The sequence below is a fragment of the Streptomyces sp. NPDC020731 genome (assembly GCF_044334705.1).
Lineage (GTDB): Bacteria > Actinomycetota > Actinomycetes > Streptomycetales > Streptomycetaceae > Streptomyces.
In genome coordinates this window covers 102,712-121,333 of the sequence record NZ_JBIRTN010000014.1, presented here as the reverse complement: position 1 = coordinate 121,333, position 18,622 = coordinate 102,712, and the positions used below count along the sequence as shown (strand labels likewise).

Here is an 18,622-nt window from a genome sequence, read left to right as displayed (position 1 = left end):
TCCCCCTGGGGGTTGCTAGTCGCGGGCCGCGGTCAGATGTTCCGCGTGTTCCTGCAGTGAGCGGACGCCCACGTCGCCGCGGTTCAGTGCGTCGATGCCCTGGACGGCGGCGGCGAGCGCCTGGACCGTCGTCAGGCACGGCACGGACCGTGCCACGGCCGCCGTCCGGATGTCGTAGCCGTCGAGGCGGCCGCCTGTGCCGTACGGGGTGTTGACGATGAGGTCGACCTCGCCGTCGTGGATGAGCTGGACGATGGTCTTCTCGCCGTTCGGACCGGTGCCCTCGGACTGCTTGCGCACCACGGTGGCGTTGATGCCGTTGCGCTTGAGGACCTCGGCGGTGCCGGAGGTGGCGAGCAGTTCGAAGCCGTGCGCCATCAGCTCCCGCGCGGGGAAGATCATCGAGCGCTTGTCGCGGTTGGCGACCGAGATGAACGCGCGCCCCTTGGTCGGCAGCGGGCCGTACGCGCCCGCCTGCGACTTGGCGTACGCCGTGCCGAAGACGGAGTCGATGCCCATGACCTCGCCGGTGGAGCGCATCTCCGGGCCGAGGACCGTGTCGACACCGCGGCCGTGGATGTCCCGGAAGCGGGACCACGGCATCACGGCCTCCTTGACGGAGATCGGCGCGTCCAGCGGCAGCTCGCCGCCGTCGCCGTTCGCCGGGAGCAGTCCCTCGGCGCGCAGCTCCGCGACGGTGGCGCCCAGCGAGATCCGCGCGGCGGCCTTCGCCAGCGGCACCGCGGTCGCCTTCGAGGTGAAGGGGACGGTGCGCGAGGCGCGCGGGTTGGCCTCCAGGACGTAGAGGATGTCCCCGGCCAGCGCGAACTGGATGTTGATCAGACCGCGCACGCCGACACCGCGCGCGATGGCCTCCGTGGAGGCGCGCAGCCGCTTGATGTCGAAGCCGCCCAGCGTGATCGGGGGCAGGGCGCACGCCGAGTCGCCGGAGTGGATGCCGGCCTCCTCGATGTGCTCCATGACGCCGCCGAGGTAGAGCTCCTCACCGTCGTACAGCGCGTCCACGTCGATCTCTATGGCGTCGTCGAGGAAACGGTCGACGAGCACCGGCCGGGAGGGGCTGATCTCGGTCGACTCGACGATGTAGGACTCCAGCCGGGTCTCGTCGTAGACGATCTCCATGCCGCGTCCGCCGAGCACGTAGGACGGGCGGACGAGGACCGGGTAGCCGATCTCGTCGGCGATGGCCTTGGCCTCGGCGAAGGTGGTGGCGGTGCCGTGCTTGGGGGCCGGCAGCCCGGCCTCCGCCAGGACCCGGCCGAAGGCGCCGCGGTCCTCGGCGGCGTGGATGGCCTCCGGGGAGGTGCCGACGATCGGCACGCCGTTGTCCTTCAGCGCCTGCGACAGACCGAGCGGGGTCTGCCCGCCGAGCTGGACGATCACGCCCGCGACCGGCCCGGCCTGCTGCTCGGCGTGGACGACCTCCAGGACGTCCTCCAGGGTGAGCGGCTCGAAGTAGAGCCGGTCGGAGGTGTCGTAGTCGGTGGAGACGGTCTCCGGGTTGCAGTTGACCATCACGGTCTCGTAGCCGGCGTCGCTGAGCGCGAAGGAGGCGTGGACGCAGGAGTAGTCGAACTCGATGCCCTGGCCGATGCGGTTCGGCCCGGAGCCCAGGATGATCACCGCGGGCTTCTCGCGCGGCGCGACCTCGGTCTCCTCGTCGTAGGAGGAGTAGAAGTACGGCGTCCTGGCGGCGAACTCGGCGGCGCAGGTGTCGACCGTCTTGTAGACCGGGCGGATGCCGAGCGCGTGGCGGACCTCGCGGACGACGTCCTCGCGCAGGCCGCGGATCTCGGCGATCTGCTGGTCGGAGAAGCCGTGCCGCTTGGCCTCGGCGAGCAGGTCGGCGGTCAGCTCCCGGGCCTCGGCGAGCTCGTCGGCGGTCTCCTTGATGAGGAAGAGCTGGTCGACGAACCAGGGGTCGATCTTCGTGTACTCGAAGACCTCCTCGGGGGTGGCGCCCGCGCGGACGGCCTGCATGACCGTGTTGATCCGGCCGTCGGTGGGGCGGACCGCCTCGCGCAGCAGCTCCTCCTTGTCACCGGGCTCGCCGACGAAGGTGAACTGGCTGCCCTTCTTCTCCAGCGAGCGCAGCGCCTTCTGGAAGGCCTCGGTGAAGTTGCGGCCGATGGCCATGGCCTCGCCGACCGACTTCATGGTGGTCGTGAGGGTGGAGTCGGCGCTCGGGAACTTCTCGAAGGCGAACCGCGGTGCCTTGACGACCACGTAGTCGAGCGTCGGCTCGAAGGAGGCCGGGGTCTCCTGCGTGATGTCGTTCGGGATCTCGTCGAGGGTGTAGCCGACGGCGAGCTTGGCGGCGATCTTGGCGATGGGGAAGCCGGTCGCCTTGGAGGCGAGCGCCGAGGACCGCGACACGCGCGGGTTCATCTCGATGACGATGACCCGGCCGTCCTCGGGGTCGACCGCGAACTGGATGTTGCAGCCGCCGGTGTCGACGCCGACCTCGCGGATGATCGCGATGCCGACGTCGCGCAGCACCTGGTACTCGCGGTCGGTCAGCGTCATCGCGGGCGCGACGGTGATCGAGTCGCCGGTGTGCACGCCCATGGGGTCGAAGTTCTCGATGGAGCAGACGACCACGACGTTGTCGTTCTTGTCGCGCATCAGCTCCAGCTCGTACTCCTTCCAGCCGAGGATGGACTCCTCCAGGAGCACCTCGGTGGTCGGCGAGAGGGTGAGGCCCTGTCCGGCGATGCGGCGCAGCTCCTCCTCGTCGTGGGCGAAGCCGGAGCCGGCGCCGCCCATGGTGAAGGAGGGGCGGACGACGACCGGGTAGCCGCCGAGCGCCTCGACGCCCTTGAGGACGTCGTCCATGGAGTGGCAGATGTAGGACCGGGCGGACTCACCGTGGCCGGTCTTCTTGCGGACCTCCTCGACGACCTCCTTGAACAGGTCGCGGTCCTCGCCCTTGTTGATGGCCTCGACATTGGCGCCGATCAGCTCGACGCCGTACTTCTCCAGGACGCCGTTGCCGTGCAGCGAGATCGCGGTGTTCAGGGCCGTCTGGCCGCCCAGGGTGGGCAGCAGGGCGTCGGGCCGCTCCTTGGCGATGATCTTCTCGACGAACTCGGGGGTGATCGGCTCGACGTAGGTGGCGTCGGCGATCTCCGGGTCGGTCATGATCGTCGCCGGGTTGGAGTTCACCAGGACGACGCGCAGGCCCTCGGCCTTGAGGACGCGGCACGCCTGGGTGCCGGAGTAGTCGAACTCGGCGGCCTGGCCGATGACGATCGGGCCGGAGCCGATGACCAGGACGGACTGGATATCGGTGCGCTTAGGCACGCTGGCCCTCCATCGGGACTGTGCTCATCAAAGACGTGAAGCGGTCGAACAGGTAGGCGGCGTCGTGCGGGCCCGCTGCCGCTTCGGGGTGGTACTGGACGCTGAAGGCCGGGCGGTCGAGCAGCTGGAGGCCCTCCACCACGTTGTCGTTCAGGCAGACGTGGGACACCTCGGCGCGGCCGAACGGGGTGTCGGAGACCTTGTCCAGCGGGGCGTCGACGGCGAAGCCGTGGTTGTGCGCGGTGACCTCGACCTTGCCGGTCGTACGGTCCTGCACCGGCTGGTTGATGCCGCGGTGGCCGTACTTCAGCTTGAAGGTGCCGAAGCCGAGGGCGCGGCCCAGGATCTGGTTGCCGAAGCAGATGCCGAACAGCGGGGTGCCGCGCTCCAGGACTCCCCGCATCACGGAGACGGGGTGGTCGGCGGTGGCGGGGTCACCGGGGCCGTTGGAGAAGAACACGCCGTCCGGGTTCACGGCGTAGATGTCGTCCACGGTCGCGGTGGCCGGCAGGACGTGCACCTCGATGCCACGTTCGGCCATGCGCTGCGGGGTCATGCCCTTGATGCCGAGGTCGATGGCGGCGACGGTGAACTTCTTCTCACCGATCGCGGGGACCACGTACGGCTCGGTGGTGGCGACCTCGGCGGACAGGTCGGCGCCGGCCATCCCGGGGGCTTCCCGGACGCGGGCCAGCAGCGCGGCGTCGTCCCGGATCGCGTCGCCGCTGAAGATGCCGACGCGCATGGCGCCGCGCTCGCGCAGGTGCCGGGTGAGGGCGCGGGTGTCGATGCCGGAGATGCCGACGACGCCCTGGGCGGCCAGTTCGTCGTCCAGCGTGCGGCGGGAGCGCCAGCTGGAGGGCACGCGCGCGGGGTCGCGCACGACGTAGCCGGAGACCCAGATCCTCTTGGACTCCATGTCCTCGTCGTTGACGCCGGTGTTGCCGACGTGCGGGGCGGTCATCACCACGACCTGGCGGTGGTACGACGGGTCGGTGAGGGTCTCCTGGTAACCGGTCATGCCGGTCGAGAACACCGCTTCGCCGAAGGTCTCCCCCACCGCCCCGTAGGCACGGCCGCGGAAGATCCGGCCGTCCTCCAGGACGAGTACGGCGGGAACCTTGGTGGTTCCCCTGGTGGAGGTTGTCATCGTGCGCCTTCCGTCTTGTTGATCATCTGGTTCAGGGCCTCGACCCATTCGTTGTGCTCGGCCGCCCGGTCGGAGCGGAAGCCGGAGTCGATCTGCCGCTCGCCGTGCGTCCAGGTGACGACGAGCAGGCCGCCCTCGGTGAGGACCTTGCCGGCGATGCCCTTGTCGAGCCGGGCCTCGCGCAGCGCCTCCGCCGGGACGAAGAAGTCGTTCGCCCCGGGGCGTACGACGCCCAGTCCGGCGTCCGTCAGGGTGAGCTCGGCCCGGCTGCGGGTGCCCAGGCCGTGCGCCACGATGCGGTCGAGCCACTGTCCTGCGGTGGTGGAGCCGTGGTAACGGCCGCTCATCGTCAGTTTCGCCGGGCCGGGGTCGTCCGGCATTCCAGGCAGCGGCGGCTTGCCGCCTCGGTTGAGGGTGGTGGCGGGCGACGGGCGGGAGGGCAGCTCGGGCAGGTCGCCCTGGAGCGTGCCGCGCCACTTCCAGCCCTCGCGCATCAGCCAGTAGACGAGCGCCACGAAGAGGGCGAGTCCGACGACCCAGCCGATCCGGGCGGCCCAGTCGGTCACTTCCGCCGATTCCTTCTCGGCGGCCAGCAGGAGTACAGGTGTCACGTGAGCTTCCCGTCGACGAGCGTGGCCTTGCCCCGGAGCCACGTGTGCGTGACACGGCCCGGCAGCTCGCGGCCCTCGTACGGGGTGTTGCGGCTGCGCGAGGCGAAGCCCGCGGGGTCCACAGGACCACGGTATGCCGAGTCGACGAGGGTGAGGTTGGCGGGCTCACCTGCCGAGACGGGACGGCCGTGGCCCTCGGCCCGTCCGATGCGCGCGGGCGTGAAGGACATGCGGTCGGCGACGCCGGCCCAGTCCAGCAGACCCGTGTCGACCATGGTCTCCTGCACCACCGACAACGCGGTCTCCAGGCCGACCATGCCCATGGCGGCGGCGGCCCACTCGCAGTCCTTGTCCTCGTGCGGGTGCGGGGCGTGGTCGGTGGCGACGATGTCGATCGTGCCGTCGGCGAGCGCCTCGCGCAGCGCCCTGACGTCCCGCTCGGTGCGCAGCGGCGGGTTGACCTTGTAGACCGGGTCGTACGACCGGACCAGCTCGTCGGTGAGGAGCAGGTGGTGCGGGGTGACCTCGGCGGTGACCCGGATGCCGCGGGACTTGGCCCAGCGGACGATCTCGACGCTGCCGGCGGTCGACAGGTGGCAGATGTGGACGCGGGAACCGACGTGCTCGGCGAGCAGCACGTCCCGCGCGATGACCGACTCCTCGGCGACGGCCGGCCAGCCGCCGAGCCCCAGTTCGGCGGAGACGACGCCCTCGTTCATCTGGGCGCCCTCGGTCAGCCGCGGCTCCTGCGCGTGCTGGGCCACGACGCCCCCGAAGGCCTTCACGTACTCCAACGCGCGGCGCATGATCACAGCGTCGTGGACGCACTTGCCGTCGTCGGAGAAGACGGTGACGCCGGCCGCCGACTCGTGCATGGCGCCCAGCTCGGCGAGCTTCTGCCCCTCCAGGCCGACGGTGACGGCGCCGATGGGCTGCACGTCGCAGTAGCCGGACTCCTGGCCGAGCCGCCAGACCTGCTCGACGACGCCGGCGGTGTCGGCGACCGGGAAGGTGTTGGCCATGGCGAAGACGTTGGTGTAGCCGCCGCTCGCCGCCGCGCGGGTGCCGGTCAGCACGGTCTCGGAGTCCTCGCGGCCGGGTTCGCGCAGGTGGGTGTGCAGGTCGACCAGGCCCGGCAGGAGCACCTTGCCGTCGGCCTCGACGACCTCCGCGCCCTCGGCGGACAGGCCGGTGCCGACCCGGGCGATCGTCTCGCCGTCGATCAGGACGTCCTGCGGCTCGCCGCCGAGCACCTTCGCACCGCGGATCAGGATCTTGCTCATGTTCTTACTTCTCCTCGGTGGTACGGGCGTGGGTGACGGCGGGTTCGTTGCCGCCGAGCAGCAGGTAGAGGACGGCCATCCGGATGGAGACCCCGTTGGTGACCTGTTCGATCACGGTGCAGCGGTCGGAGTCCGCGACGTCGGCGGTGATCTCCATGCCGCGGACCATCGGGCCGGGGTGCATCACGATGGCGTGCTCGGGCATCCGCGCCATGCGGTCGCCGTCGAGGCCGTAGCGGCGCGAGTACTCCCGCTCGGTGGGGAAGAACGCGGCGTTCATCCGCTCGCGCTGGACGCGCAGCATCATGACCGCGTCGGACTTGGCCAGCGTCGAGTCGAGGTCGTACGACACCTCGCAGGGCCAGGTGTCGACGCCGACCGGCAGCAGGGTCGGCGGGGCGACGAGGGTGACCTCGGCGCCGAGGGTGTGCAGCAGGTCGACGTTGGAGCGGGCGACCCTGCTGTGCAGGACGTCGCCGACGATCGTGATGCGCCGGCCGGACAGGTCCTGCCCGAGTCCGGTGTCCCGGCCGACCAGCCGGCGCCGCATGGTGAAGGCGTCCAGCAGGGCCTGTGTGGGGTGCTGGTGGGTGCCGTCGCCGGCGTTGATGACGTGGGCGTCGATCCAGCCGGAGGTGGCCAGCCGGTACGGGGCCCCGGAAGCGCCGTGCCGGATGACCACGGCGTCGACGCCCATGGCCTCCAGGGTCTGGGCGGTGTCCTTCAGGGACTCGCCCTTGGAGACGCTGGAGCCCTTGGCGGTGAAGTTGATGACGTCCGCGGAGAGCCGCTTCTCGGCGGCCTCGAAGGAGATGCGGGTGCGGGTGGAGTCCTCGAAGAAGAGGTTGACGACGGTCCGGCCGCGCAGGGTCGGGAGTTTCTTGATCGGCCGGTCGGCGACCCGGGCCATCTCCTCGGCGGTGTCGAGGATCAGGACGGCGTCGTCGCGGGTGAGGTCGGCGGCCGAGATGAGATGACGCTGCATCTGTCAGGCTCCGTAAGGCAGTTCAATGAGGCGAAATCGGGCAGACGGGTACGCGCGTGGGCGTGCCGAGCCGGCGCACGCCGTCGGCGGCGTGCGCTCCGAAGCGCTACTGGGCGGTCTGCTTGGCGCCGAGCAGCACGGTGTCGCGACCGTCCTCCTCGGCGAGCAGGACCTTGACCGTCTCCCGCAACGACGTGGGGAGGTTCTTGCCGACGTAGTCGGCGCGGATGGGCAGTTCGCGGTGGCCGCGGTCGACGAGGACGGCGAGCTGCACCGCGCGGGGGCGCCCGATGTCGTTCAGCGCGTCGAGGGCGGCGCGGATGGTGCGGCCGGAGAAGAGCACGTCGTCGACGAGGACGACCAGCCGGCCGTCGATGCCGTCACCGGGGATCTCGGTGCGGGCCAGCGCACGCGGCGGGTGCATGCGCAGGTCGTCGCGGTACATGGTGATGTCCAGCGAGCCGACCGGGACCTTGCGCTCGGTGATCTCCTCGAGCTTGGCGGCGAGCCGCTGGGCGAGGAAGACACCTCGGGTCGGGATGCCGAGGAGCACCACGTCGTCGGCGCCCTTGGCGCGTTCGACGATCTCGTGGGCGATGCGGGTCAGCATCCGCGCGATGTCGGGGCCTTCGAGAACGGGCCGCACATCGGACTGCGTGTCCTGCTTGTCCATGTGAAACGGACCTCCTTCTCCGCCTCACGGGACGGACCTTAAAGGATGTCGGGTTGCGTCGCTCAGGCTATCAGGTGGGGATCCGCGCGGAGCGACACCCCCGATCACCCCAATGGCGTAGCCGATCTTCGCTACCACGGAAGAGTCGGTGTGGACCATTCGGCTTGACGCACGAGAGTAACGCTGCGTAACCTCACAGTGAGTTACCAGACGCGCGGCGTGGAAACCAGCCAGAGCCGCGTCGACACAGTGCCGGGGAGCTATATGTCCAGCGAATACGCCAAACAGCTCGGGGCCAAGCTCCGGGCGATCCGCACCCAGCAGGGCCTTTCCCTCCACGGTGTCGAGGAGAAGTCCCAGGGCCGCTGGAAGGCGGTCGTGGTCGGTTCGTACGAGCGCGGCGACCGCGCCGTGACCGTACAGCGCCTCGCGGAGCTGGCGGACTTCTACGGTGTCCCGGTGCAGGAGCTGCTGCCGGGTACGACGCCGGGCGGCGCCGCCGAGCCGCCGCCGAAGCTGGTCCTGGACCTGGAGCGGCTGGCCACGGTGCCGGCCGAGAAGGCGGGCCCGCTGCAGCGGTACGCGGCGACGATCCAGTCGCAGCGCGGTGACTACAACGGCAAGGTGCTCTCGATCCGCCAGGACGACCTGCGCACTCTCGCCGTCATCTACGACCAGTCGCCCTCGGTCCTCACCGAGCAGCTGATCAACTGGGGCGTCCTGGACGCGGACGCCCGCCGCGCGGTGGCCACGCACGAGGAGGCGTAACCGCTCCACGGGTACGCAGAAACGTGGCGCCCGGGGGGGGGGGGGCCCCCCCGGGGGGGGGGGGCCCCCGGGGGGGGGGGGGGGGTGGCGGGGGGGGGGGGGGGGGGGGGGGGGGGGGGGGGGGGGGGGGGCCGCCGGGGGGGGGCCACCCACGCGGAGGCTAAACCGCCCCCGGGGTACGCAGAAACGTGCCGCCGGGGTGACCGGAACCCATGGGTTCCGGTCACCCCGGCGGCTTTTTCACGCGGTGAAGGGCAGCTCGGGCAGGGGCGCGGGGCCGTGTCGATCTGCGGCTCCGGCACGTGGGCGCGACAGAAACCGCAGACGGCCCGCAGCCGTCACCCTGCCGCACCCCTACGGCGCACAGTCACGAGAACGCCGCTCACGCCTCGCGGCGCAGAGACGGCTTGAGCTCCTTGAACCGGCCGAGCAGCCCGTTCACGAACGAGGGCGACTCGTCCGTCGAGAACTCCTTCGCCAACTGCACCATCTCGTCAAGGACGACCGCGTCCGGCGTCTCGTCGACCCAGATCAGCTCGTACGCGCCAAGCCGCAGAATACTGCGGTCGACCACCGGCATCCGGTCGAGCGTCCAGCCGACCGAGTACTGGGAGATCAGCTCGTCGATGCGCTTCGCGTGCTCCGCGTAGCCCTCGACGAGCTGCATCGTGTACTCGCTCACCGGCGGCTGCCGGGTGTCGGACCGGGCGTGCCGGATCCAGTCGGCGAGGACGGTCAGGACCTCGGCGCCGCGTTGGTCACCCTCGAAGATGATCTGGAAGGCGCGCTTGCGGGCCGTGTTGCGGGCAGCCACGGTTAGCTGTTCACCCGGCCGAGGTAGTCGCTGGTGCGGGTGTCGACCTTGATCTTCTCACCGGTGGTGATGAAGAGCGGGACCTGGATCTGGTGGCCGGTCTCCAGCGTGGCCGGCTTGGTGCCGCCGGTGGAGCGGTCGCCCTGGACGCCCGGCTCGGTCTCCTGGACGGTCAGCTCGACGGCGGCCGGGAGCTCGACGAAGAGCACCTCGCCCTCGTGCTGCGCGACGGTGGCGGTGAAGCCCTCGACGAGGAAGTTGGCGGCGTCGCCGACGGCCTTGCGGTCGACGAGGAGCTGGTCGTAGGTCTCCATGTCCATGAAGACGAAGTAGTCGCCGTCCATGTAGGAGAACTGCATGTCACGCTTGTCGACAGTGGCCGTTTCGACCTTGACGCCGGCGTTGAAGGTCTTGTCGACGACCTTGCCGGAAAGCACGTTCTTGAGCTTGGTGCGCACGAAGGCCGGGCCCTTGCCGGGCTTGACGTGCTGGAACTCGACGACGGACCAGAGCTGGCCGCCTTCGAGCTTGAGCACCATGCCGTTCTTGAGGTCGTTCGTGGAAGCCACGGTTGCGGAATCTCCTGGACTGGGCTGACGTGGACGACGGCCGGAGTGTGCGCCCGCGCCCAGCGCGGGGCTAGAGCGCGAGCAGCTCCTTGGTCGTGATGGTGAGTAGCTCGGGTCCGCCGTCCGCCTCGGGGCGTACGACGAGCGTGTCATCGATCCGGACTCCGCCCCGGCCCGGGAGGTGGACCCCCGGTTCGACGGTGACCGGCACACAAGCGTCCAGTTTACCCATGGCCGCGGGGGTCAATTGAGGGTCCTCGTCGATTTCGAGTCCGACGCCGTGACCTGTGAGCACGGGGAGGGCCTCGGTGTACCCGGCGGAGTCCAGCACCTGACGGGCGGCTCGGTCCACGTCGCGGCAGGCGGCGCCGGGGACGAGGGACTCCCGGCCGGCGCGCTGCGCGGAGAAGACGAGGTCGTAGAGCTCGATCTGCCAGGCGGCGGGAGCCGTGCCGATGACGAACGTACGGCCGATCTCGCAGCGGTAGCCGCGGTAGGTGGCGCCCAGGCAGACGGAGAGGAAATCTCCCTCCTCGACACGGCGGTCGGTGGGGCCGTGGCCGGGGCGGCCGGAGTTCGGGCCGGTGGCGACGGAGGTGGGGAAGGCGGGGCCGTCGGCGCCGTGGTCGACCAGGCGGCGCTCGAGTTCGAGGGCGAGGTGGCGTTCGGTGCGGCCTACGAGGATGGACTCCAGGAGTTCACCGAGGGCCTGGTCGGCGATCTCCGCGCCGATGCGGAGGCAGGAGATCTCCTCCTCGTCCTTGACGACGCGGAGCTGTTCGACCGCGCAGCCGATGCCGGCGAGGCGGAGGCGGGGGGCGGCGTCGCGGATCGCGCGGTGGCGGGTCACGGTGAGGTGGTGCTCTTCGACGGCGAGGGAGTCGACGCCCTGGCCGACGGCGAGGTCGGCGGCGGTGACGGCTGCGTCGCCGCCGATGCCGGGAACGACGTGCACGCGCAGGGATTCGTCGGGGTGGCTCTGGGGCGGGCGGTCGTCGGGTGGGCCGGCGTATACCAGCAGGTCCTCGGTCCTGCCCAGCAGCAGCACGGCGCCCTCGGGGGCGGCGCCGGCGAGGTAGCGCACGTTTGCGGGCCGGGACACCAGCGCCGCCGCGCTGCCGCCCGCGTTGCAGCATTCCCGTAGCCGCGTCCGGCGGACCGCGTAGACCTCTGACATTCTTCGAGCGTAGGAGCGGTGGCCGGATGTCGCCGGTCGAGCAGGGCCGAGTGGGGGTGCTGCGGGGCGCGTGCGCGTGCGGTTGCGTGGTGAGGTCGGGGATGTGGTGGTGCGGCAAGGCCGCCGCGGTCGGGCCGTTCTCGTGCCGCCACCGTGAACCGGGGTCGGGAACAGGTGAGCGGCGGCCTCCACCACACCCCACTCCCGTCCGTCGGCGCCCGCAGAAGCGTTCTGCCCCGGCTACGGGCAGAGTGGTCGCCTCCCTCAGTGCCTCAGGGGCCCGGGAGGTGCCCCCGGGGTGATGAGGGTCCCCCGCGAGCGCGGGTGAGTGAACCCCCCGCCCGCACCCCGGTCACCACTGCGGGGGGCTGGCTATGGAGCGGGCCAGGACGTCGTCCAGGATGCGGGCCGTTTCCGGTATGTCCAGCTGGGAGTTGTCGATGATGGGGAGACCCGATCCGTACCAGCCGGCCATACGGCCGTGGATGCGGGCCACCTCCTCGTCGGTGAGGCGGCGATTGCCGGAGCGTTCGGAGTTGCGCTCGAGGACGATGTCCAGTCCCGGGAGGAGGACCACGGGGAGCAGGCCGGGCCCCACGTGGCGCTTCCAGCCGCCGAGACCGACGACCGGACGGTCGGGGAAGACCGCGTCGTCGAGGACGCACGAGATGCCGTTGGCGAGGAAATTGCGCGCGGCGAAACCACAGGTGCGGCGCGCCAGGCGGTACTGAGCCTCCGAGTGGTCGTTCCACCCGGACTGCGGGTCGGCGAAGCCGGAGCGGACCCACTCGCGCACGTCGTCGAGGCTGATGTGGGCCGTTGGGACGCGGCGGTGATCCGCCCAGTACTTGGCCACACTCGTCTTGCCGGCGCCGGCGGGCCCTATGAGCAGCACGGCGATGATCGTGCCGGCCGGGTCGGGTGCGGCGGGAGCCTGCGGCGGGCTGGGCATGGCGACGGGGCCGCCGGGCGGCAGCGATACGTGGCCGGTGGTGTCCGGCGGCGGGGGCATCGAGGCGTGCCGCGGGCCCGCGGGGGGCGGGGTGGGCCCGGGCGGAGGCGCGGGATGGCCCGGTGCCGGAGGAGGCACGGGCGCTGGGGCGGAGCCCGGGTGCTGGCCCGGGTGGTGTGCGGCCGGTGACCAGCCGGTGGCCGGTCCGTGCCCCGGCTGATGGGGCGGCGGCAGCGGAGAACCCACTGCGTGCTGCATCCGGTGCCACTCCGTCTCGTACAGGCGATGGGGCGCTGACAGCGGGGACGCCCCGCGTGCTACCGAACGGTACCGCCCCCTGCCGTCGTTGTGTGAACGGCCGGGGGCGGTGCTGAGTGCCCGGGGCTACTCCCCGACCTCGCCGTACGCGGCGAGCAGCACGGCCGGGTCCGGGCCTTCGAACACCGTGGGCTTGGCGAGACCGTCGAGGACGATGAAACGCAGCAGGTTGCCGCGGGACTTCTTGTCGACCTTCATCGCTTCCAGCAGCTTGGGCCACTGGTCGTAGCGGTAGTGCAGGGGGAGCCCGACCGATTCGAGGACCGTGCGGTGGCGGTCCGCGGTGGCGTCGTCCAAGCGGCCCGCGAGGCGGCCCAGTTCGGCGGCGAAGTGCATGCCGACGGCCACCGCAGCGCCGTGGCGCCACTTGTAGCGCTCGTTCTTCTCGATGGCGTGGCCGAGCGTGTGACCGTAGTTGAGGATCTCGCGCAGACCCGATTCCTTCAGGTCGGAGGAGACGACCTCTGCCTTGACCCGGATCGAACGCTCGATCAGCTCCGCGGTGTGCGGGCCCGACGGGGTGCGGGCGGCCTGGGGGTCGGACTCGATGAGGTCCAGGATCACCGGGTCGGCGATGAAGCCGGCCTTGATGACCTCGGCGAGCCCGGAGACGTAGTCGTTGACCGGGAGGGAGTCCAGGGCGGCCAGGTCGCACAGCACGCCGGCGGGCGGGTGGAAGGCACCCACCAGGTTCTTGCCCTCGGCCGTGTTGATGCCGGTCTTACCGCCCACGGCCGCGTCCACCATGGCCAGGACGGTGGTCGGGACGGCGATCCAGCGGACCCCGCGCAGCCAGGTCGCGGCCACGAAGCCGGCCAGGTCCGTCGTGGCGCCGCCGCCCACTCCGACGATGACGTCGGTGCGGGTGAAGCCGGACTGGCCCAGCGCCTTCCAGCAGTAGGCGGCGACCTCGGCGGTCTTGGCCTCCTCCGCGTTGGGCACCTGGACGGCGATCGCCTCGTAGCCCTGGCCGGCCAGGTCGGCGCGGAGCGCGTCACCGGTCTCGGCGAGTGCCTCGGGGTGCACGATCGCGACCCGCTTGGCCTTCTCGCCGATCAGCCCGCCGAGTTCGCCCAGGAGCTGGCGGCCCACCAGGACGTCGTAGGGATCGGTGCCCGCCGTACCGCCGATGTGGATCCGCGTCACTGCCTCGCTGCTCATGCGTCCTTCAACTCCAGTGCGTTCAGGGCCGCCTCGGTGACTTCCTCGGGCGTGCGGCCGTCGGTCGGTACGACGGCCGTGGCGGTCTCCTCGTACAGGTGCCGACGGGCCTCCATCAGCTCGCGCCACTGCTTGCGCGGATTGACCGCGAGGAGCGGGCGGGCGGCGTTGAGGCCGGTGCGCTTGACCGCCTCCTCGATGTCCATCGAGAGGTACACGACCCGCTGTCCGGCGAGCAGTTCGCGTGTGCCGGGGTCGAGGATCGCGCCGCCGCCGAGCGCCAGGACGCCCTCGTGCTCGGTGAGCGCGGCGCGCACGGCGCGCTTCTCGAGGGCGCGGAAGGCGGGCTCGCCGTCGTCGACGAAGATGTCGGCGATGGTCCTGCCCTCTGCGGTGACGATGTCGTCGTCGGTGTCCCGGTAGCCGACGCCCAGCCGCTCGGCGAGCAACTGCCCCACGGTGGACTTGCCGACGCCCATCGGGCCGACCAGCACGATGACCGGCGAGCTCATCGGATGGTCAGGTTCTCGAGGTACGACGTCACGTTGCGGCGGGTCTCGGTGACGCTGTCACCGCCGAACTTCTCCGCGACCGCGTCCGCGAGGACCAGGGCCACCATGGCCTCGGCGACGATGCCGGCGGCCGGCACGGCGCACACGTCGGAGCGCTGGTGGTGGGCGGCGGTCTCCTCACCGGTGACGACGTCCACGGTCTTCAGCGCCCGCGGCACCGTCGCGATCGGCTTCATCGCCGCGCGTACGCGCAGCAGCTCACCGGTGGTCAGTCCGCCCTCGGTGCCGCCGGAGCGGCCCGAGGCGCGCTTGATGCCCTCGTCGGTGGCGACGATCTCGTCGTGCGCCTTGGAGCCGGGCACGCGGGCGAGGTCGAAGCCGTCACCGACCTCGACGCCCTTGATCGCCTGGATGCCCATAAGGGCGGCGGCCAGGCGTGCGTCCAGGCGGCGGTCCCAGTGGACGTGGGAGCCGAGGCCGACCGGGACGCCGTACGCCAGCACCTCGACCACACCGCCGAGGGTGTCGCCGTCCTTGTGGGCCTGGTCGATCTCGGCGACCATCGCCTTCGAGGCGTCCGCGTCCAGACAGCGCACCGGGTCCTCGTCCAGCCGCCCTACGTCGGCGGGGGTCGGGTGGACACCGTACGGCGCCCTGGCCGCGGCCAGCTCGACGACGTGGCTGACGATCTCGATGCCGGCCGTCTCCTTCAGGTACGACCGTGCCACCGCGCCCAGCGCCACGCGGGCCGCGGTCTCGCGGGCCGAGGCGCGCTCCAGGATCGGCCGGGCCTCGTCGAAGCCGTACTTCTGCATGCCGGCCAGGTCGGCGTGGCCGGGTCGGGGGCGGGTCAGCGGGGCGTTGCGCGCCAGGCCGGCCAGCACCTCGGGGTCGATCGGATCGGCCGCCATGACCTGATCCCACTTCGGCCATTCGGTGTTGCCCACCATGACCGCGACCGGGGAACCGAGGGTCAGACCGTGCCGGACGCCGCCGAGGAAGGTGACCTCGTCGCGCTCGAACTTCATCCGGGCGCCGCGACCGTAGCCCAGCCGCCGCCTCGCGAGGTGGTCCGCCACCATGTCCGTGGTGATCGGTACGCCGGCGGGAAGACCCTCCAGCGTCGCGACGAGTGCGGGACCGTGCGACTCCCCCGCGGTCAGCCAGCGCAACCTGCTCAACGGTGCTCCTCCATGCTCGCGCCCCGGTACTGCCCTGCGTACACGTGTCCTCGTGTACGGCTGTGGCGTGACGGGGTGCGTGGCCCCGGTCCGCCATCTCTGATCCTCCCACGTCCGGGCCGGGTATCCGGCCGCCGGTCCATCAGGCGGACGGGCGGGATCACGGGCCGGGCGGTGGAGGAATCAGGCCGAACCGCCCTCGCCCCGGCGCGGCCGGGGCGCGTGGGCGCCGAGGAAGTCGGCCCCGCTCGGCTGCGGCGCGGGGCCGGTGGCCTGCGGCGCGTAAGCGCCCAGGTGGTCCGCGCCACCGCCCTGGCCGTACCGGGCCGCCGCGTGGATCGGCCGGCCGTCGCGGACGGCGCGGCGGTACGCGATCCTGCGCTTGATCTTGACGACCCAGGACGCGACGACGGCGAGCACGATCAGGGCCAGCACCGTGATCTGCACCCAGTCGGGCAGGAAGCCCAGCACCGACTCGAATATCTGGGACTTCACCGACGCCAGCGGCATGCCTGCGGACATGGAACGCGTTCCCCTCCCCTGTTCCGCCCCCTGCGGAACCGAGGGTGGATCCTAGCGGGCCGCGAGAGCCAGTTCTCCCGCTTTTCGCATGGCGTCCAGCGGGGCCGGTGAACGCCCCGTCATCTGCTCCACCTGGAGCACCGCCTGGTGCACCAGCAGGTCCAGCCCGCTGACCACGGCACCCCCGTACGCCGACCAGCGGGCGGCGAGAACGGTCGGCCACGGATCGTAGAGCACGTCGAAGAGGGCCGTCGGACGCTCCGGAACGGCCCTGGCGAGAGTGTCCGTGACACCGGCCGGGGTGGTGCTGACGACCAGCGGGGCGTGCAGTGCCTGCTCGGCGTCGTCCCAGGCGGCGACGCGCACCGCGACGTCGAGCCGCTCGGCCCACTGCCGCATCTCCGTCGCACGGGCCTCGCTGCGGACGTAGACGGTGACCTCGCCCGAACAGATCCGGGCCAGCGCGGCGAGCGCGGAGGAGGCGGTGGCGCCCGCGCCGAGGATCGCGGCCGTCTCCACCTTGTCGATGCCGTGCTCGCGCAGGGCGGCGACCATTCCGGGGATGTCGGTGTTGTCGCCGGTCCGGCGGCCGTCCGGCGTGCAGACGACCGTGTTGACCGCCTCGACCGAGGTCGCGGTCTCGCTGATCGAGTCGAGCAGCGGGATCACGGCCCGCTTCAGCGGCATGGTCAGCGACAGTCCCGCCCACTCGGTCCCGAGCGTGTCGAAGAAGCCGGGCAGAGACTTCTCGTCGACCTCGAAACGGTCGTACGTCCAGCCTTCCAGGCCCAGCTCGGCATAGGCGGTGCGGTGCAGCACCGGGGAGAGCGAGTGGGCGATCGGGGAGCCGAGCACGGCGGCCCTGTGGGCGGCGGGCATCAGTTGCCTCTCGACGCGTTGAACTTGTCGACGAGCTTCTGGTGCTCCTCGATGGTCTTGGCGAACTCGGTCTTGTTCACGCCGTCCGTGGCGACGAAGTACATCCAGCCGTCGCTCGTCGGGTTCAGCGCGGCCTTCAGCGCCTCCTCACCCGGGTTGCCGATCGGGCCGGGCGGCAGGCCCTTGTTGGTGTACGTGTTGTACGGGTCGGGGTTGCTGTTGATCTCCGACTCGGAGATGTCGATCTTGCTCTGGCCCTTGAGGTAGTTGAACGTCGAGTCGAACTGGAGTTCCTGGTTCGTCTCGGTATTGGTGGTCTTGAGCCGGTTGTAGATGACCTCGGACATCTTCCGGAAGTCGTCATGGGTCTTGCCCTCCGCCTGGACCAGGCTCGCGACCGTCACCAGTTCCCACGGCCCGTCGAGACCGAGGCTCTCGGCCTTCCCCTCGAAGTCCAGTTCCTCGTACTTCTCGGTGGCACGAGCCACCATCTGCTTCAGCACCGCCTCGGGTTTCTGGCCCTTGGCGACGGAGTAACTGGACGGGTAGAGGAAGCCCTCCAGCGGATCCTTGACGTTCTCGTGGTTCACGGCCCAGCCGGGCAGACCGAGGGTCTTCCACTTGGTCTCGGCCACCTTCGCCGTGGTGCCCGTCTCGACGCCGAGGCGTTTGTCGATCGCCTCGTAGATGACGGCGTTGCGCCTGCCTTCCGCGATGATCAGACTGTTGCGGCTCTTCGGGCTGAGCATCAGTTCGACCGCGCTCGCGGCCGACATCTCCTTCTCCAGCGTGTAGACGCCGTCCTGGATGGTCTTGCCCTGCGGGTTGGCGGACTGGGCCGCGACGAAGGCGTCGACGCTCTTGACCACGCCCATCTTCTTGAGCTCCTGGCCGATGGCGTACCCGCCGGAGCCCTTGGGGATCGTGACGGTCACCTGCTCACCGTTGCCGGCCCCCGCGAAGTCCGGGGCGCTGCCGAAACGATCCTGGTAGAACTGGTAGCCGAAGTAGCCGACACCGGCGAGGCCGCCGCCGAAGACGACGACCACGACGAGACAGGCCAGGCCGCTGCGTCGTTTCTTCTCCTTGCCGCCCCGGCTCCGGCGTTCGCCGCGCCCGCTCCGGTCGCCCGGCTCGTCGTCGGCGGCGTCATCGTCGCCACCGCCCGCGAAGAACGCGTGTTCACCCCGGTCGGGGCCCGGGTCCCAGTCCGTCCCCGGCTCGGGTTCGGCGCGGCGGCGGCCGGGTGGCTCGGGTGGCGGGTAGGCGTCGGGGGTGCCGTAGTGGTCGGGCTGCTCCCCGCCGTACGTCCCGGCCTGCTGCGCGTACGGGTCCGTCGGGTCGGCGGCGTAGGGGTCCTGCGGGTAGGAACCCGTGGGCCAGCCGTTCTGGTCGTACTGCGGCTGTTGCTGGTCGTACTGAGGCTGTTGGTCGTACTGCGGCTGTTGCTGGTCGTACTGAGGCTGTTGGTCGTACTGAGGCTGTTGCTGGTCGTACTGAGACTGCTGCTGGTCGTACTGAGGCTGCTGGTCGCCGTACCCGTACTGCTCGCCGGTGCCCCAGTCGCCGTACTCCTGATGCGGCTGCGGCTGCTGCGGGTAGTGCTGTGGCTGGCCGCCGTAGGGGGACTGCTGACCCTGCTGGGTCTGCTGTCCGCCCCATCCGCCGTCCCCGTACAACGGGTCGTCCGGATGCCACGGTTCGGAGCCCTGGCCCCGGCCATACTCAGTCATCGATCCCCTA

17 protein-coding genes are annotated in these 18,622 nt (G+C 70.9%); 1 reads left to right on the top strand and 16 read right to left on the bottom strand.

Features of this window, described 5'->3' with window-relative positions:
- Positions 1-15: 15 nt before the first annotated feature.
- The 6 genes from carB to pyrR all read right to left on the bottom strand — a co-directional run bounded on the left by carB (position 16) and on the right by pyrR (position 8,026).
- Entirely contained in the window at positions 16-3,324 is a 3,309-nt protein-coding gene (carB, locus tag ACH4VX_RS22410) for a carbamoyl-phosphate synthase large subunit (protein ID WP_398369440.1), read from the bottom strand.
- Positions 3,317-4,474: a glutamine-hydrolyzing carbamoyl-phosphate synthase small subunit gene (gene carA, locus ACH4VX_RS22405; protein WP_398369438.1), complete on the bottom strand. Its 1,158-nt coding sequence runs from the start codon at positions 4,472-4,474 to the stop codon at positions 3,317-3,319. Before carA ends, carB begins: the two co-directional genes overlap by 8 nt.
- Positions 4,471-5,085: a hypothetical protein gene (locus ACH4VX_RS22400; protein ID WP_398369436.1), complete on the bottom strand. Its 615-nt coding sequence runs from the start codon at positions 5,083-5,085 to the stop codon at positions 4,471-4,473. The genes carA and ACH4VX_RS22400 overlap by 4 nt, the downstream gene beginning before the upstream one ends.
- Positions 5,082-6,368, bottom strand: coding sequence for a dihydroorotase (locus tag ACH4VX_RS22395; RefSeq protein ID WP_398369434.1), 1,287 nt, complete (start codon positions 6,366-6,368; stop codon positions 5,082-5,084). Before ACH4VX_RS22395 ends, ACH4VX_RS22400 begins: the two co-directional genes overlap by 4 nt.
- A 4-nt stretch (positions 6,369-6,372) precedes the next feature.
- Positions 6,373-7,353 carry an aspartate carbamoyltransferase catalytic subunit gene (locus ACH4VX_RS22390; protein ID WP_398369432.1) on the bottom strand — a complete coding sequence of 327 codons (981 nt, stop codon included), beginning with the start codon at positions 7,351-7,353 and terminating at the stop codon, positions 6,373-6,375.
- Positions 7,354-7,459: 106 nt separating this feature from the next.
- Entirely contained in the window at positions 7,460-8,026 is a 567-nt protein-coding gene (gene pyrR, locus ACH4VX_RS22385) for a bifunctional pyr operon transcriptional regulator/uracil phosphoribosyltransferase PyrR (RefSeq protein ID WP_398369430.1), read from the bottom strand.
- A gap of 264 nt (positions 8,027-8,290) precedes the next feature.
- Between pyrR and bldD the strand changes: the two genes are divergently transcribed.
- Positions 8,291-8,794: a transcriptional regulator BldD gene (gene bldD, locus ACH4VX_RS22380; protein WP_004933955.1), complete on the top strand. Its 504-nt coding sequence runs from the start codon at positions 8,291-8,293 to the stop codon at positions 8,792-8,794.
- A gap of 382 nt (positions 8,795-9,176) precedes the next feature.
- Here the strand turns inward: bldD and nusB are convergent, their stop codons facing one another.
- The 10 genes from nusB to mltG form a co-directional block, all read right to left on the bottom strand.
- Complete coding sequence (gene nusB, locus ACH4VX_RS22375) at positions 9,177-9,608, bottom strand: transcription antitermination factor NusB (RefSeq protein ID WP_398369428.1); 432 nt, start codon at positions 9,606-9,608, stop codon at positions 9,177-9,179.
- Between the two features lie 2 nt (positions 9,609-9,610).
- A complete protein-coding gene (gene efp, locus ACH4VX_RS22370) occupies positions 9,611-10,177 on the bottom strand; it encodes an elongation factor P (RefSeq protein WP_398369427.1) in 567 nt (188 codons plus the stop codon).
- Positions 10,178-10,247: 70 nt separating this feature from the next.
- Entirely contained in the window at positions 10,248-11,354 is a 1,107-nt protein-coding gene (locus ACH4VX_RS22365) for an aminopeptidase P family protein (protein WP_398369425.1), read from the bottom strand.
- A gap of 352 nt (positions 11,355-11,706) precedes the next feature.
- Positions 11,707-12,564: a Pro-rich N-terminal domain-containing protein gene (locus ACH4VX_RS22360; RefSeq protein ID WP_398369423.1), complete on the bottom strand. Its 858-nt coding sequence runs from the start codon at positions 12,562-12,564 to the stop codon at positions 11,707-11,709.
- 126 nt (positions 12,565-12,690) lie between these two features.
- A complete protein-coding gene (gene aroB / locus ACH4VX_RS22355; RefSeq protein ID WP_398369421.1) occupies positions 12,691-13,785 on the bottom strand; it encodes a 3-dehydroquinate synthase in 1,095 nt (364 codons plus the stop codon).
- Entirely contained in the window at positions 13,782-14,297 is a 516-nt protein-coding gene (locus ACH4VX_RS22350) for a shikimate kinase (RefSeq protein ID WP_398369419.1), read from the bottom strand. Before ACH4VX_RS22350 ends, aroB begins: the two co-directional genes overlap by 4 nt.
- Entirely contained in the window at positions 14,294-15,478 is a 1,185-nt protein-coding gene (aroC, locus tag ACH4VX_RS22345; RefSeq protein WP_398369417.1) for a chorismate synthase, read from the bottom strand. The genes ACH4VX_RS22350 and aroC overlap by 4 nt, the downstream gene beginning before the upstream one ends.
- Positions 15,479-15,661: 183 nt before the next feature.
- On the bottom strand, positions 15,662-16,000 hold the full coding sequence (locus ACH4VX_RS22340) for a hypothetical protein (protein ID WP_398369416.1): 339 nt from the start codon (positions 15,998-16,000) through the stop codon (positions 15,662-15,664).
- Between the two features lie 51 nt (positions 16,001-16,051).
- Entirely contained in the window at positions 16,052-16,879 is an 828-nt protein-coding gene (locus tag ACH4VX_RS22335) for a shikimate dehydrogenase (protein ID WP_398369414.1), read from the bottom strand.
- The gene (mltG, locus tag ACH4VX_RS22330) at positions 16,879-18,612 is read right to left on the bottom strand and encodes an endolytic transglycosylase MltG (RefSeq protein ID WP_398369413.1); all 1,734 of its coding nucleotides are present in this window, start codon (positions 18,610-18,612) and stop codon (positions 16,879-16,881) included. Before mltG ends, ACH4VX_RS22335 begins: the two co-directional genes overlap by 1 nt.
- Positions 18,613-18,622: the final 10 nt, after the last annotated feature.

What these genes read in the sequence shown, in the direction of transcription:
- carA (WP_398369438.1), bottom strand. Translation starts at nt 4,474, where the DNA reads ATGACAACCTCCACCAGGGGAACCACCAAGGTTCCCGCCGTACTCGTC.
- ACH4VX_RS22395 (WP_398369434.1), bottom strand. Translation starts at nt 6,368, where the DNA reads ATGAGCAAGATCCTGATCCGCGGTGCGAAGGTGCTCGGCGGCGAGCCG.
- ACH4VX_RS22390 (WP_398369432.1), bottom strand. Translation starts at nt 7,353, where the DNA reads ATGCAGCGTCATCTCATCTCGGCCGCCGACCTCACCCGCGACGACGCC.
- pyrR (WP_398369430.1), bottom strand. Translation starts at nt 8,026, where the DNA reads ATGGACAAGCAGGACACGCAGTCCGATGTGCGGCCCGTTCTCGAAGGC.
- bldD (WP_004933955.1), top strand. Translation starts at nt 8,291, where the DNA reads ATGTCCAGCGAATACGCCAAACAGCTCGGGGCCAAGCTCCGGGCGATC.
- ACH4VX_RS22365 (WP_398369425.1), bottom strand. Translation starts at nt 11,354, where the DNA reads ATGTCAGAGGTCTACGCGGTCCGCCGGACGCGGCTACGGGAATGCTGC.
- ACH4VX_RS22360 (WP_398369423.1), bottom strand. Translation starts at nt 12,564, where the DNA reads ATGCAGCACGCAGTGGGTTCTCCGCTGCCGCCGCCCCATCAGCCGGGG.
- aroB (WP_398369421.1), bottom strand. Translation starts at nt 13,785, where the DNA reads ATGAGCAGCGAGGCAGTGACGCGGATCCACATCGGCGGTACGGCGGGC.
- ACH4VX_RS22350 (WP_398369419.1), bottom strand. Translation starts at nt 14,297, where the DNA reads ATGAGCTCGCCGGTCATCGTGCTGGTCGGCCCGATGGGCGTCGGCAAG.
- ACH4VX_RS22340 (WP_398369416.1), bottom strand. Translation starts at nt 16,000, where the DNA reads ATGTCCGCAGGCATGCCGCTGGCGTCGGTGAAGTCCCAGATATTCGAG.
- ACH4VX_RS22335 (WP_398369414.1), bottom strand. Translation starts at nt 16,879, where the DNA reads ATGCCCGCCGCCCACAGGGCCGCCGTGCTCGGCTCCCCGATCGCCCAC.
- mltG (WP_398369413.1), bottom strand. Translation starts at nt 18,612, where the DNA reads ATGACTGAGTATGGCCGGGGCCAGGGCTCCGAACCGTGGCATCCGGAC.